11 protein-coding genes are annotated in these 13,475 nt (G+C 62.8%); 5 read left to right on the forward strand and 6 right to left on the reverse strand.

What is annotated here, in order from left to right:
• Positions 1–150: 150 nt before the first annotated feature.
• From accC to ACF8Q6_RS14790, 6 genes are all read right to left on the reverse strand, one after another.
• Positions 151–1,506 (reverse strand): acetyl-CoA carboxylase biotin carboxylase subunit, encoded by a 1,356-nt coding sequence (gene accC / locus ACF8Q6_RS14765; RefSeq protein WP_003255333.1) that lies wholly within the window; start codon positions 1,504–1,506, stop codon positions 151–153.
• Between the two features lie 17 nt (positions 1,507–1,523).
• On the reverse strand, positions 1,524–1,985 hold the full coding sequence (gene accB / locus ACF8Q6_RS14770) for an acetyl-CoA carboxylase biotin carboxyl carrier protein (RefSeq protein ID WP_010951833.1): 462 nt from the start codon (positions 1,983–1,985) through the stop codon (positions 1,524–1,526).
• Positions 1,986–2,085: 100 nt separating this feature from the next.
• Positions 2,086–2,541 (reverse strand): type II 3-dehydroquinate dehydratase, encoded by a 456-nt coding sequence (gene aroQ, locus ACF8Q6_RS14775; RefSeq protein WP_003255330.1) that lies wholly within the window; start codon positions 2,539–2,541, stop codon positions 2,086–2,088.
• Positions 2,542–2,720: 179 nt separating this feature from the next.
• A complete protein-coding gene (locus ACF8Q6_RS14780; RefSeq protein ID WP_047605339.1) occupies positions 2,721–4,493 on the reverse strand; it encodes a protein-disulfide reductase DsbD in 1,773 nt (590 codons plus the stop codon).
• Between the two features lie 186 nt (positions 4,494–4,679).
• A complete protein-coding gene (locus tag ACF8Q6_RS14785; RefSeq protein WP_392490461.1) occupies positions 4,680–6,641 on the reverse strand; it encodes a methyl-accepting chemotaxis protein in 1,962 nt (653 codons plus the stop codon).
• Positions 6,642–6,885: 244 nt separating this feature from the next.
• Complete coding sequence (locus tag ACF8Q6_RS14790) at positions 6,886–8,241, reverse strand: diguanylate cyclase (protein ID WP_392490462.1); 1,356 nt, start codon at positions 8,239–8,241, stop codon at positions 6,886–6,888.
• 248 nt (positions 8,242–8,489) lie between these two features.
• On the opposite strand from ACF8Q6_RS14790, the gene ACF8Q6_RS14795 reads away from it, so the two are divergent.
• The 5 genes from ACF8Q6_RS14795 to ACF8Q6_RS14815 all read left to right on the forward strand — a co-directional run bounded on the left by ACF8Q6_RS14795 (position 8,490) and on the right by ACF8Q6_RS14815 (position 13,390).
• On the forward strand, positions 8,490–9,557 hold the full coding sequence (locus ACF8Q6_RS14795) for a DUF2333 family protein (RefSeq protein WP_003255321.1): 1,068 nt from the start codon (positions 8,490–8,492) through the stop codon (positions 9,555–9,557).
• A 2-nt stretch (positions 9,558–9,559) separates the two neighbouring features.
• Positions 9,560–10,093: an NUDIX hydrolase gene (locus tag ACF8Q6_RS14800; protein WP_003255319.1), complete on the forward strand. Its 534-nt coding sequence runs from the start codon at positions 9,560–9,562 to the stop codon at positions 10,091–10,093.
• A gap of 239 nt (positions 10,094–10,332) precedes the next feature.
• Positions 10,333–10,704: a translation initiation factor Sui1 gene (locus tag ACF8Q6_RS14805; RefSeq protein WP_003255318.1), complete on the forward strand. Its 372-nt coding sequence runs from the start codon at positions 10,333–10,335 to the stop codon at positions 10,702–10,704.
• A 150-nt stretch (positions 10,705–10,854) separates the two neighbouring features.
• On the forward strand, positions 10,855–12,768 hold the full coding sequence (gene speA, locus ACF8Q6_RS14810; RefSeq protein WP_003255317.1) for an arginine decarboxylase: 1,914 nt from the start codon (positions 10,855–10,857) through the stop codon (positions 12,766–12,768).
• A gap of 166 nt (positions 12,769–12,934) precedes the next feature.
• Positions 12,935–13,390, forward strand: coding sequence for a transposase (locus ACF8Q6_RS14815; RefSeq protein ID WP_054830824.1), 456 nt, complete (start codon positions 12,935–12,937; stop codon positions 13,388–13,390).
• The last annotated feature ends 85 nt before the right edge of the window (positions 13,391–13,475 follow it).

The following is a 13,475-nucleotide window of genomic DNA, read 5'->3' on the forward strand; positions in this document are numbered from 1 at the left end:
GCCCACAAGGACGGCGTCAGTCCTGAGGCATGCGCGCAACCTGTGGGAGCGGCCTTGTGTCGCGATAGGGCCGCAACGCGGCCCCAGCTTCAGGCGGGCAATAAAAAACCCCGGCACAGGGCCGGGGTTCTGGTACATCACACTACACGATCACTCCTGGTTGGCCAGTTTGTGCTCGAGGTAGTGAATGTTGACGCCGCCTTTGCAGAAGCCTTCATCACGCACCAGGTCGCGGTGCAGCGGGATGTTGGTCTTGATGCCGTCGACGACGATCTCGTCCAGGGCATTGCGCATGCGCGCCATGGCTTCGTCGCGGTCCTTGCCGTAGGTGATCAGCTTGCCGATCAGCGAGTCGTAGTTCGGCGGAACCGAATAACCGCTGTACAGGTGCGAATCGACGCGTACGCCGTTGCCGCCCGGGGCGTGGAAGTGCTTCACCTTGCCTGGGCTCGGGATGAACTTCTTGGGGTCTTCGGCGTTGATCCGGCACTCCAGCGAGTGGCCGCGGATCACTACGTCTTCCTGGCGGAACGACAGCTTGTTGCCAGCGGCGATGCTCAGCATCTCCTTGACGATGTCGATGCCAGTGACCATCTCCGACACCGGGTGCTCAACCTGCACGCGGGTGTTCATCTCGATGAAGTAGAAGCGGCCGTTTTCGTACAGGAACTCGAAAGTACCGGCACCACGGTAGCCGATCTCGATGCACGCATCGACGCAGCGTTTGAACACTTCCTGGCGGGCTTTCTCATCGATGCCCGGGGCTGGTGCTTCTTCCAGGACCTTCTGGTGACGGCGCTGCAGCGAGCAGTCACGGTCGCCCAGGTGAATGGCGTTGCCCTGGCCGTCGGACAGTACCTGCACTTCCACGTGACGTGGGTTGGTCAGGAACTTCTCCAGGTAAACCATCGGGTTGCCGAAGGCAGCACCGGCTTCGGTACGGGTGAGCTTGGCCGAGGAAATCAGGTCCTCTTCCTTGTGCACCACGCGCATGCCGCGACCACCACCGCCACCGGCGGCCTTGATGATCACCGGGTAGCCGACGTCACGGGCAATCGCCAGGGCGACTTCTTCATCTTCCGGCAGTGGGCCATCAGAGCCCGGTACGGTCGGTACGCCCGACTTGATCATCGCGTCCTTGGCCGAAACCTTGTCGCCCATCAGGCGAATGGTGTCGGCTTTCGGGCCGATGAAGGCGAAACCGGATTTTTCCACCTGCTCGGCGAAATCGGCGTTTTCAGCCAAGAAGCCGTAACCCGGGTGAATCGCGGTGGCGCCAGTCACTTCGGCGGCAGCGATGATCGCCGGGATGTGCAGGTAGGAATCCTTCGACGATGCAGGGCCGATGCAGACCGACTCGTCTGCCAGGCCCAGGTGCATCAGTTCACGGTCGGCAGTGGAGTGCACGGCGACGGTCTTGATACCCAGCTCTTTGCAGGCACGCAGGATCCGCAGGGCAATTTCCCCGCGGTTGGCGATCAGGACTTTTTCGAGCTTCCCAGACATCGTTGGCTCTCCGCGATTCAAACGATGGTGAACAGCGGCTGGTCGAACTCAACCGGCTGGCCGTCTTCTACCAGGATGGCGTCGATGACACCGCCAATATCGGCTTCGATGTGGTTCATCATCTTCATGGCTTCGACGATGCACAGGGTGTCGCCTTTCTTCACGGACTGGCCAACTTCAGCGAAGTTAGGCGAGGTCGGCGAAGGCTTGCGGTAGAAGGTACCTACCATTGGCGAACGGACCACGGTGCCTTTCAGGGCCGGGGCGGCAGCAGTGGCTTCGGCGGCTGGCGCAGCAGCGGCAACCGGCGCAGCGGCAGGGGCGGCGGCCATAGGCGCCGGTGCGTAGAACTGCTGGGCAGCTGGGGTCTTGCTGTGACGGCTGATACGGACCGACTCTTCGCCTTCCTTGATCTCCAGTTCGTCGATGCCAGACTCTTCCAGCAGCTCGATCAGTTTCTTGACTTTACGGATATCCATTAATCATCAACTCCCAAAGGTTCGGTCAGGGGGCGAAATACAAAAAAACGTATCTGAAACGTTTCTCTCGAACCCCGGCCCACTTAGGCCAGGGTTTTCATCATTTGGGCTGTGCGTTGGCAGCCAGTTGTTCCAGCGCGGACTCCAGGGCCAGGCGATAACCGCTGGCGCCCAGACCGCAGATCACCCCTACGGCAACATCGGAAAAGTAGGAGTGGTGACGGAACGGTTCGCGTTTGTGCACGTTGGACAGGTGCACTTCGATGAATGGGATGCTCACCGCAAGCAATGCGTCACGTAATGCGACGCTTGTGTGGGTGAAAGCAGCCGGATTGATCAGGATGAAGTCCACACCCTCGTTGCGTGCGGCGTGAATGCGGTCGATCAGTTCGTATTCGGCATTGCTCTGCAGGTACTGCAGATGGTGGCCTGCGGCGCGGGCGCGTTGCTCCAGGTCCTGGTTGATCTGAGCCAGGGTCACGGCGCCGTAGTGGCCTGGCTCGCGAGTACCGAGCAGGTTGAGGTTGGGGCCGTGGAGCACCAGTAGCGTTGCCATCTGCGGATTCCTTGGATTTGTAGGGCAATTCGACACAGCGCGGCGAGTGTGCCGTAAAGCAACGGCAAGTGTCCAGTTCCCGGCAATAGCCAGCACGATGTCCGAGGTTCGCGCGAAGTATGTGACCGAATAATTAAATCCGGTCACTCATTTCAGGATTTTTCCGGGCTCGCGGGAAGTTATAGACCGACTTTGCCGCGCACGCGCGTCAGAATCTGCGCAAATTCACCGGCATTTATCTCGCCAATCACCCGATCAGCGGTAATTTCGCTGCCGTTCGCAGCAAAAAACAGCAGGGCGGGTGGGCCGAACAGCTGGTAGCGGTCGAGCAGCGTGCGTTGCTCGGCATTACTGTCGGTGATGTCGAAACGCAGCAGTTTGAAGCCGGCCAGCTGTGTTTGCACTTGCGGTGCATTGAGCACCTCATGCTCGATCACCTTGCAGCTGATGCACCAGTCGGCGTACCAGTCCAGCAGCACTGGCTGGCCGGCGGCCTGGGCCTGCGCCAGGGCTGCGTCCAGAGCATCAGGTGTGGTGATGGTCTGCCAGGCATCGGCTTTTGCCGTCGGGAGGCTGCCACTGGCGGCCAGTGACGCCCCCGGCAGTGGGCGCAGTGGGTCGCCCTGGCCAGTGAGTGCGCCGTACCAGCAAGCCAGCGCGTACACCAGCAAGGCCAGGCCGAGCAGTTGCGCCAGGCGCTGGGCCGCCGTCTTGACGACGAACTCCAGCGCGCCGAGGAACAGTGCCACACCCGCGGCGAGGAAACCGACCAGCAGCAAGGTCACAGGGCCTGGCAGTACACGGCTGAGCAAGCCGATGGCCAGCCCCAGCAGCAGTACGCCAATGGCGTTTTTCACCGTGTTCATCCATGGGCCGCTTTTGGGCAGCCAGGCCGCGCCACCGGTGGCCACCAGCAGCAGTGGCGCACCCATGCCCAAACCCAGGGTGAACAGCTTGAGCGCGCCACCCAGGGCATCGCCGCTGGCGCTGATATAGAGCAAGGCACCGGCCAGGGGGGCCGAGACACATGGAGAAACCAGCAAGCTGGAGAGTACACCGAGCACTGCTGCACCCAGCAGCGAGCCGCCGCGGGTGTGGTTGGCGACGTTGTTCAGGCGGTTGCTCAGGGCCTGGGGCAGCCTCAATTCGAAGAGGCCGAACATGGCCAGGGCGAACACTACGAAAAACAGCGCGAAAGGTACCAGCACCCAGGCCGACTGTAGGCGCGCCTGCAGGTTCAGGCTTGCGCCGAACAGGCCCATCAGTGCGCCGAGCACCGCGAAGCTGGCGGCCATTGGCAGCACGTAGGCCAGCGACAGCGCCAGGCCGCGCACGCCGCCAACCTGGCCGCGCAGCACCACACCGGAAAGGATCGGCAACATCGGCAGCACGCAGGGGGTGAAGGTCAGGCCGACCCCAGCGAGGAAGAACAGCAGCAGCGACTTCCAGTTCCAGCCGTGTTCGCGGGTGGCTGGCGTGTTTGCAACGCCTTCGCCATCGATACTCAGGCGTGCGGTTTCCGGCGGGTAGCACAAGCCCTTGTCGGCGCAACCCTGGTAGCCCACCAGCAGGGTGAAGGCGCGCGGGTCTTTACGTGGCAACTCGATATCGAGCACGCCGTGGTACACCTCGACGTCGCCGAAGAATTCATCGTGCTTGGCCTCACCCTTGGGGATGTTCGGTGTGCCCAGGGTGATATCGGCCGGTTCCGTGCGGAACTGGAAGCGGTGGCGGTAAAGGTAGTAGCCATCGGTGGCAACGAAGCGCAGCTTGATGGTTTGCGCATCGGCCTGGACCAGGTTGAGCTTGAAGGCCTCGTGTACCGGCAGAAAGTCGGCGTTGTTGGCCAGCGAAGCGGCGCCAAGGGTGGCGCTTGGGCGGTTGTCGAGCAGGCCTGCGGCGAAGGCAGGGCTGGCCAGCAGCAGGAACAGCATGAAAAACAGGCGACGCATGGCGGACTCGCGAGGTGGAACGTGCTCGGCATGATAACGGATACGCAGGAATAATTGGCCCGAAACAAACGGAGCGGGTTTACCCGCGAAGCGCCGCGCGGGCGGCGCTCGATCTCACAGGCGCAGCACATGTCCCGTCAAACACCACCCAACTGCTACACCTGTCCTGGCGACCACCCCGCCGGCTCAGACCCTGAACGCTCGCACGGCCCGGTTCAGCTCACCGCCCAGGCTCAGCAGCTGTTCACCTTGTTCACGCCCCTCGCCAATGCGCTGCAGGTTGTCTTCACCCAACGCGTGAATCCGCTCACTGTGGTCACGAATCTCGCTCACCGCGCCACTCTGCTGTGCCGTGACATCGGCAATCCGCACCGCCGTATCGGCAATGGTGCGAATGGCACAGACAATCTCATCCAGTGCCCCGTCCGCGGCCTGGGCTTGGTTGGCCGTGGCCTCGGCATGTTCCAGTTGCGCGCGCATCCCCGCCACCGAACTTCTGGCGGCCTGCTGCAAGCGGTCGATCAACGCCTGGATCTCGCCGGTAGCCCCCGTGGTGCGCTGGGCCAGCGAGCGCACCTCATCGGCGACCACGGCAAAGCCACGGCCCATCTCGCCGGCACGGGCCGCTTCGATCGCGGCATTCAGTGCCAGCAGGTTGGTCTGCTCGGCAATCGCGCGGATCACCGTCAGTACCCCGCCAATGGTGGCCGACTCTTCCGCTAATTGTTCGATCATGCGGGCGTTGCCTTGCACTTCATCGACCAGCTCACGCAAGCCCGACAGGCTTTGGCCGATTACCGCCTGGCCTTGTTCCACCGCACGCCCGGCATCGCGGCTGGCCTCGGCGGCTGCGCTGGCATCACCAGCCACTTGTTGAATGGTCGCTTCCAGCTCGCCCAAGGCATCGCGGATCTGCCCGGTATCGCCGGCCTGGCGCTCGGCGCCGCCGTGCAGCGCAGCGCTCATGCCGGCCAGGGCGTGGCTGCTGCCGGCCACCTGCTCGGCGTTATGGCGGATGGTGCCGACCAGCTCCACCAGGTACTGACGCAGGCGGTTGAGCGACTCCTGGATGTCGTGCAGTTCGCGGTTGGTCTTGCCCAGGGCGATGGCTTGGGCGAAGTCGCCCTCAGCCCAGCACGACAGGGCCGGGGCCAGTCCGGTCAGGGTACGTGCCAGGCGCCGTTGCAGCGTGTCGATCAGTAGGGCGATCAGCAGGATCAGGCCGATCATCAGGCCTTGGATGATGCGCACCTCGGCAGCGATTTTCGCATGCTGGCCGCGCACTTCGGGCTCCAGCGCGGCGATGGCCTGTTGTACGGCTTCCAGGCGCTGGCCGGTGGTGGCGGCCAGCGCGACGCGGCGCTCGATCTGTTCGCGGGTGCGTTGCAGTTCGGCCGGGTAGCGGTTGAGCAGGCTTTGCAATTCACGCTTGAGGCCCACGGCAATGTCTTCCTGCTGGGCGCTGCTCTGGGATTCCAGGCCCATCATCGCAGCGAAGTCGTCGGCTCCGGATTCGGCAGTGCGGGTTACGCCGAGCAGTGGCAGGCCGTCGACCGTTTGGGCCTGGGCGCGGATCAGTTGCAGCTCGCGCTCCACCTCGTCGGCCAGCTCTGGGCGGCCGCTGCTGACCAGCTTGTCGCGAGCCAAAGACAGCCGCCCCAGGTGCAGGGTGGCGTCTAGCAAGGGCAGCAAGTAGCGATTGGCCTCGGGGTTGCCACTGTCGCGGGCATAGCTGGCCATCTGCTCGAAGTTCGCCCCCAGCTCCCGCTCGGCTTGCAGCAGCAGGGCTTGTGGGTCGCCGGCCAGCTTGCCGGCGGCCAGCAGTTCGTTGGCGGTGAAGGCCTGCAGGCTATCCAGGCTGGGGCGCAACTTCTCGGCCAGCTCTACGGGCCAATCCGTCAGTGCGGCCTGCAACTGCTGGGTCGCCTCCATGGCTGCGGCCTGACGCAGGGCATCGCCGCTGCCCAGGTAGGCCTGGATATTGCGCGCCGTCTGGTTCTGGAACTGCTGAGACAGGCCCAGATAGCGCTCCATCAGCTGGTAGGGGCGCTCGAGGGCGCGCTGCGACCACCACAGGGTGGCGCCCAAGGCGATACACACGGTCACCAGCAACAGGGTGTTGAAATTGGTCAGCCACTTCAGGCGCATAGCCGCGAATTTCCTGCGCAGATGAGAGGTAGGCGCCTGAAGTTATTGCGATTTTGTGACGGGGTGATGACGCCAGGGGCTTGGTGTCAGAAAAAAAGTGGCACAGTGCCTCTATTGGTGTGGCCTGCACTGGCCTTTTCGGGGGCTTGCCCGCTCCCACAGGTTTACCTCCAGACTTGAGGTATGTGAAATGCCTGGGGAAGCGGGCGAGCCTGTGAAGAAGCCGGCACAGTGAGTGCGAATTTCAGGGCTCTACACGAACGACGCAATTACGCCCCGCATGCTTGGCCCGGTACAGCGCCTCGTCCGCTGCACTGGCCATGGTCAGTGCATCCAGCCCCTCGTCCAGTTGCACCACCCCTGCACTGAAGGTGCACTGCAAATCCCGCGGCTGCGCCGGGTAGAGAATGTCGGCAAAGCGCCGGCGAATTTCGTCCAGCACCTTGTGTGCGGCGTCCAGCGCGGTATTGGGCATGACGATGGCAAACTCTTCGCCACCGTAGCGGCCAATGAAGTCGGTCTTGCGCAAGCGCTGCTTGAGGAACAGGGCAAGGCTCTTGATCACGCGGTCGCCCATGGGGTGGCCGTGGCGGTCGTTGATCTTCTTGAAGTGGTCGATGTCGAGCATGGCAAAGCTCAACGGCTGCTGCTCACGGCGGGCGCGGAAGCTGCAGTCTTCCAGCAGCTGCAGGATATGGGTGTGGTTGTACAGCCCGGTCAGGCTGTCGCGGACCATGCGTGCCTTCAAATGGCGGGCGCGGGCGGCGCGGTTGCGCACGGTAGTGATCAGGTGGCGTGAGCGAAACGGCTTGGTCAAAAAGTCATCACCGCCTTCGCTCATGGCATCCAGTTGCTTGTCCAGGTCGTCCTCGGCAGACAGGTAGATGATCGGCACGCTCACATAACGGTCACTGTGGCGGATTACCTTGGCCAGCTCCGGGCCGGTGCAGGCCGGCATGTACAGGTCGAGGATGATCAGGTCGGGCTGGAAGTCGGCAAGCTCGGCCATGGTGCGGATCGGGTCGGTCAGGCTGCGGGTGAGCATGCCGGCGCCGGCCAGTACACGCTCGGTGTACAGGGCCTGTGTGCGCGAATCGTCGATGATCAGCACGCGCAGCGGGTCGTGCGGGGTGGCGTTGGTCAGCAGTTCGACCTTTTCCAGCAAGCTGGAAGCTTCCAGGCTGCCGGTGAGAAAGTCCTGGCCACCGGCGCGTACCGCAGCCAGACGGGTCGGGGTGTCGGCTTCGTGATGGCTGAAGAACAGCAAGGGAATGGCGCGTGCCAGGCCCTGCTGCACCCGAGCAGCCAGCAGCAAGCCCAGACCGGCGCCGGTGAAGTCGACATCCATGATGATGGCCGAAGGCGGGTACTCGCTGATCGAGGCGAGAAACGCCGCAGCGCAGGGCAACGCCTGCACCACCAGACCAAAGAATTCCAGTTGCTGGGCCAGGCGCTGGGCGCGTTCGTGGTCCTGCAGCAGGATGTACACCGGTTTGCGCACGGGCAGCAGCAGCGGGTCGAGCGGGTCGTCCTTGCGCAGGCCGTTACGCGTCAGCTGTTGGACGGGGCACTGCGGGCTCGGCTCGACTGCTTGGCTCATGTCCTGGCTACTTATAGGTTGGGATGTGCAGGGGCAATGATGGCTCTATGCTAGCAGCTCTTTTCACGTGCGTGAGTGCCCTGCGTCAACAAAGCGGGCAGAACGAATATTCAGTTGCTGACTGAATGGTCGCTTATGCGTACGGTGGTGTCTGCTTTATAGTGCAGCCATTCGGGCTTCCCGTGGCACGCTAGCGCAGGCCTGTGGTCAAAGCCCCTGAACCGTCGTGACTGATTAAGGACAAAGCCATGCTGGACTGGAAAAACCGCGAGGCCAAAGCCGAGCCCCGTGAGCGTGTCGACGGGCGCGGCGCTGCCGCCCGTAGCTACCTTGGCGGCCTTTGGAGCCGTGCCCTGGGGACCCTGATCGGGTTGTACCTGCTGGTGTGTATCGGCCTGGGCTGGTACTGGAGCCAGGAGCCTGCTCTGTTCCCGGTGCAGCAAAACGCCCAGGCCGCAGCCGAACGTACTGGCCAGCAGATGGTGGTGGGCTATACCACCGTCGAAACCCTCAAGACCGTGGCCGGCACCTTGCTGAACAAGCCGGGCGGCTACATTTCCAACGACCGCTTCCCGCCAGGGCTGTGGATGGACAACATGCCAAGCTGGGAATATGGCGTGCTGGTCCAGGTCCGCGACCTGTCCCGTGCCCTGCGTAAAGACTTCGCCCGTTCGCAGTCGCAGTCCACCGAAGACGCCGACCTGGCCAAGGCCGAGCCGCGCTTCAACTTCGACAACAAGAGCTGGATCCTGCCATCGAGCGAGTCGGAGTTCGAAGAGGGCATCAAGTCGCTGACCCGCTACCAGACCCGTCTGGCTGCCGGCGACAAGGGCGCTATCTTCTATACCCGCGCCGACAACCTGAACAACTGGCTGGGTGACGTGGCCACCCGTCTGGGCTCGCTGTCGCAGCGCCTGTCGGCCAGCGTTGGCCGGGTCAAGCTCAACACCACGCTGAAGACGGAGTCGGTCGTTGCCGGCCAGGCGCCGCAGGTGGATGAGGAGCTGGTGGAAACCCCATGGCTGCAGATCGACAACGTGTTCTATGAAGCCCGTGGCCAAGCCTGGGCGCTGTCGCACCTGCTGCGAGCCATCGAGGTGGACTTCGCCGACGTGCTGGCGAAGAAGAATGCCACCGTCAGCGTGCGTCAGATCATCCGTGAGCTGGAGGCCTCGCAAGAGCCGCTGTGGAGCCCGATGGTGCTCAACGGCAGTGGCTTCGGCATGTGGGCCAACCACTCGTTGGTCATGGCCAACTACATTTCCCGGGCCAACGCTGCGGTTATCGATCTGCGTCAGCTGCTGTCGCAGGGCTGATGATGGCTATCAGCCCAACCGAGGCCGCCCATCGGGCGGCTTCCGACCGCGAGCTGGTCACCTGGGTGGACGAAACCGACCAGGTACTGGGCGCCTTGCCCCGTGCCGAGCTGCGCGAGCGTGGCCTGATCGGTCGCTGCACGTTCATTCTGCTGTTCAACAGTGCCGGTGAATTGTGTGTACACCGGCGTACCTTGAGCAAGGCGCTGTACCCCGGGTATTGGGATGTGGCGGCGGGCGGCATGGTGACGGCTGGGGAAGCGTATGCCGAGTCGGCCGCGCGCGAGCTGGCCGAAGAGCTGGGCATCGAAGGCGCCGAGCTGCGCTTTCACGAGCGGTTCTACTTCGACCAGCCGGATAACCGCTTGTGGTGTGCGGTGTATTCGGCGGTGTCGGATGCACCGTTGCGGTTGCAGCCGGAAGAGGTGATCGAGGCGCGCTTCATCGGTCTGGAACAGGCTGAGCAGGAAAGCCTGAGCAAGCCTTATTGCCCGGACTCGTTGGCGGCGTTGCAGCGCTATAAGGCCACTTTGTAGGCTCGGGTTTGCCCGCGAAATACCGGCCCAGACACCCGTTTCGCAGGGCAAGGGCTTTGCCCTTGTTCGCGGGTAAACCCGCTCCTACACAACCGGCGTATTTATCGTTACACTGCGCGCCCTTTTCGGGCTGCCGCAATTCTTGCGGCAGTAGCGCCGCCCCTGCCAGAGTGGGGCTTCGCGGTCGGCCTCAACCCCAAGGCACGACCAGTTTTTGTCCTCAGCACCGAGGAACAAAAGTGGCCAAGAAAGCTTCTTCCTTTTCCGCCCTTGGCGGTCTCGTGTACTCCACCGACGCCGGTCGGCACTGCCCCGACTGTGGCCAGCCGGTGGACGCCTGCACCTGCAAGCAGCAAATCATCCCCGAAGGCGACGGCATTGCCCGCGTGCGCCGCGAAAGCAAAGGCCGTGGCGGCAAGACCGTGACCACTGTCACCGGCGTGCCGCTGCCGCCCGACCAGCTCAAGGAGCTGGCGACCACGCTCAAGCGCCGCTGCGGTACCGGCGGCGCCCTGAAGGACGGGGTTATCGAGATCCAGGGCGACCATGTCGAGCTGTTGATCGGCGAGCTGACCAAACAGGGTTTCAAGGCGAAAAAGTCCGGCGGCTGAGGCCATCGCGCGATTTTTTGCCCAGCGCTTTCTAAACTCGTTCCCGTGGTCAGAGTCTATGCCTGAGCACGGATGAATCGTCATTTTCAGCTTTTACACTCGCCCCGCTGCCTGCGGGCAGTGTCTTCGACTTATCTATAGGGGACTTGAATGTCCGTACGACGCACACGCAAAGACGATGGTAGCCAATGGACCGTGGCCGACAGCCGCAGTGTTTATGGCATCCGCCATTGGGGCGCTGGCTATTTCGCCATCAATGAAGCCGGGCGCGTCGAAGTACGCCCCAACGGCCCTCAAAGTGCTCCGATCGACCTGTTCGAACAGGTCGACGAACTGCGCCAGAGCGGCTTGTCGCTGCCCTTGCTGGTGCGCTTCCCTGACATTCTGCAGGACCGTGTGCGCCAGCTGACCGGTGCCTTCGACGCCAACATCGCGCGCCTGGAATACCAGAGCCAGTACACCGCGCTGTACCCGATCAAGGTCAACCAGCAGGAAGCGGTGGTGGAAAACATCATCGCCACGCAAAACGTTTCCATCGGCCTGGAAGCCGGCTCCAAACCCGAGTTGCTGGCAGTGCTGGCGCTGGCGCCGAAGGGCGGCACCATCGTCTGCAACGGCTACAAGGACCGTGAGTTCATTCGCCTGGCACTGATGGGCCAGAAGCTTGGCCACAATGTGTTCATCGTCATCGAGAAAGAGTCGGAAGTGGCCCTGGTGATCGAAGAGGCCGCCGAGCTCAAGGTGAAACCACAGGTTGGCCTGCGCGTTCGCCTGTCGTCGTTGGCCTCGAGCAAGTGGGCCGACACCGGTGGCGAGAAGTCCAAGTTCGGTTTGTCCGCCGCCCAGTTGCTTTCGGTGGTGCAGCGCTTCCGCGATGCGGGCCTGGATCAGGGCATCCGCCTGCTGCACTTCCACATGGGTTCGCAGATCGCCAACCTGGCTGACTACCAGCACGGTTTCAAGGAAGCCATCCGTTATTACGGCGAACTGCGTGCGCTGGGCCTGCCGGTCGACCATATCGACGTGGGTGGCGGCCTGGGTGTGGACTACGACGGCACCCACTCGCGCAATGCCAGCTCGATCAACTACGACATGGACGACTACGCCGGCGTGGTGGTGGGCATGCTCAAGGAGTTCTGCGACGCACAGGGCCTGCCGCACCCGCACATCTTCTCGGAGAGTGGCCGTTCGCTGACCGCGCACCACGCCATGCTGGTGATCCAGGTGACCGATGTCGAGAAACACAACGACGACGTACCGACCATCGAGAACAAGGAAGCCCTGCCCGAGACCGTGCAGTGGCTGGTCGACCTGCTTGGCCCGACCGACATCGAGATGGTCACCGAGACCTACTGGCGCGCCACCCACTACATGGGTGATGTGGCCGCGCAGTACGCTGATGGCAAGATCAGCCTGGGCGAGAAAGCCTTGGCCGAGCAGTGCTATTTCGCCGTGTGCCGCCGTCTGCACAACTCGCTGAAAGCCCGCCAGCGCTCGCACCGCCAGGTGCTGGACGAGCTGAACGACAAGCTGGCCGACAAGTACATCTGCAACTTCTCGGTGTTCCAGAGCCTGCCAGACACCTGGGCCATCGGCCAGGTCCTGCCGATCATCCCGCTGCACCGCCTGGACGAAGAGCCGATGCGGCGTGCGGTATTGCAGGACCTGACTTGCGATTCCGACGGCAAGATCAACCAGTACGTTGACGAGCAGAGCATCGAAACCAGCATGCCGGTGCATGCGGTGAAAGAGGGCGAGGATTACCTGCTGGGCGTGTTCCTGGTGGGTGCCTACCAGGAAATCCTGGGTGACATGCACAACCTGTTCGGTGACACCGACTCGGTGAACATCTACCAGAATGCCGACGGCAGCGTGTACCACGCGGGTATCGAAACCCACGACACCATCGAAGACATGCTGCGCTACGTGCACCTGTCGCCGGAAGAGTTGATGACGCATTACCGCGACAAGGTCGCCAGCGCCAAGATCACTGCGCGTGAGCGGACCCAGTATCTGGATGCCTTGCGCCTGGGCTTGACCCGGTCTTCGTACCTGTCGTCGTAATTGACGGGGCCGCTCCTGCAAAAGCCTGTGCTGCCTTTTGTGGGAGCGGCCTTGCGTCGCGATATGAGGGCGAAGCCCTCACCAGCGTCACAACCGGTAAATATCCGGCCCTGGTCCATCGCACCAATGCCGCTACCTTTGAATGCAATGTTCAAAGGAGGACGATATGCAACGTCCAGGCTCCCATCGTTTACGTGGCGGTCGAGTGTCTGAATCCGGGCGCCTTTATCTGCTCACCACAACCACTCGTGACCGAACGCCGTTGTTCAAGGATTTTCGATTCGCCAGGACCGTGGTCCAGCAATTGCGGTTCAGTGAAGAGAGCAAGGCTTGTCGATCTCTGGCCTGGGTCTTGATGCCGGATCATCTTCACTGGCTTATCGAGCTTGGCCCGACGAGCCTGGGGGCGCTGATGTGTGGGTTCAAGTCCAGAAGCAGTTGTGCTTTGTACAAGGTCGGCGCTGACAGGCGACATATTTGGCAGACCAGCTTTCATGACCGGGCTCTGAGACGTGAGGATGATGTCCGAGCGGTGGCCCGCTACATCATCGCCAACCCCATTCGGGCCGGCCTGGTGCGGCGGGCTGGCGAGTATCCCCATTGGGACTGTGTATGGCTGTGAGCATGTGAGGGCTTCGCCCTCATTTCGCGACACAAGGCCGCTCCCACAGGGACCGCGAAAGCAGGCCGACCCGCTATCCCCCCAA

Source organism: Pseudomonas sp. GLN_2 (genome assembly GCF_043106005.1).
In the GTDB taxonomy this organism is placed as follows: Bacteria; Pseudomonadota; Gammaproteobacteria; order Pseudomonadales; family Pseudomonadaceae; genus Aquipseudomonas; species Aquipseudomonas alloputida.

Coding starts and splice junctions, on each gene's coding strand:
- ACF8Q6_RS14795 (WP_003255321.1), top strand. CDS start 8,490: ATGCTGGACTGGAAAAACCGCGAGGCCAAAGCCGAGCCCCGTGAGCGT.
- ACF8Q6_RS14815 (WP_054830824.1), top strand. CDS start 12,935: ATGCAACGTCCAGGCTCCCATCGTTTACGTGGCGGTCGAGTGTCTGAA.
- aroQ (WP_003255330.1), bottom strand. CDS start 2,541: ATGGCAACGCTACTGGTGCTCCACGGCCCCAACCTCAACCTGCTCGGT.
- ACF8Q6_RS14785 (WP_392490461.1), bottom strand. CDS start 6,641: ATGCGCCTGAAGTGGCTGACCAATTTCAACACCCTGTTGCTGGTGACC.
- accB (WP_010951833.1), bottom strand. CDS start 1,985: ATGGATATCCGTAAAGTCAAGAAACTGATCGAGCTGCTGGAAGAGTCT.
- ACF8Q6_RS14790 (WP_392490462.1), bottom strand. CDS start 8,241: ATGAGCCAAGCAGTCGAGCCGAGCCCGCAGTGCCCCGTCCAACAGCTG.
- speA (WP_003255317.1), top strand. CDS start 10,855: ATGTCCGTACGACGCACACGCAAAGACGATGGTAGCCAATGGACCGTG.
- ACF8Q6_RS14800 (WP_003255319.1), top strand. CDS start 9,560: ATGGCTATCAGCCCAACCGAGGCCGCCCATCGGGCGGCTTCCGACCGC.
- ACF8Q6_RS14780 (WP_047605339.1), bottom strand. CDS start 4,493: ATGCGTCGCCTGTTTTTCATGCTGTTCCTGCTGCTGGCCAGCCCTGCC.
- accC (WP_003255333.1), bottom strand. CDS start 1,506: ATGTCTGGGAAGCTCGAAAAAGTCCTGATCGCCAACCGCGGGGAAATT.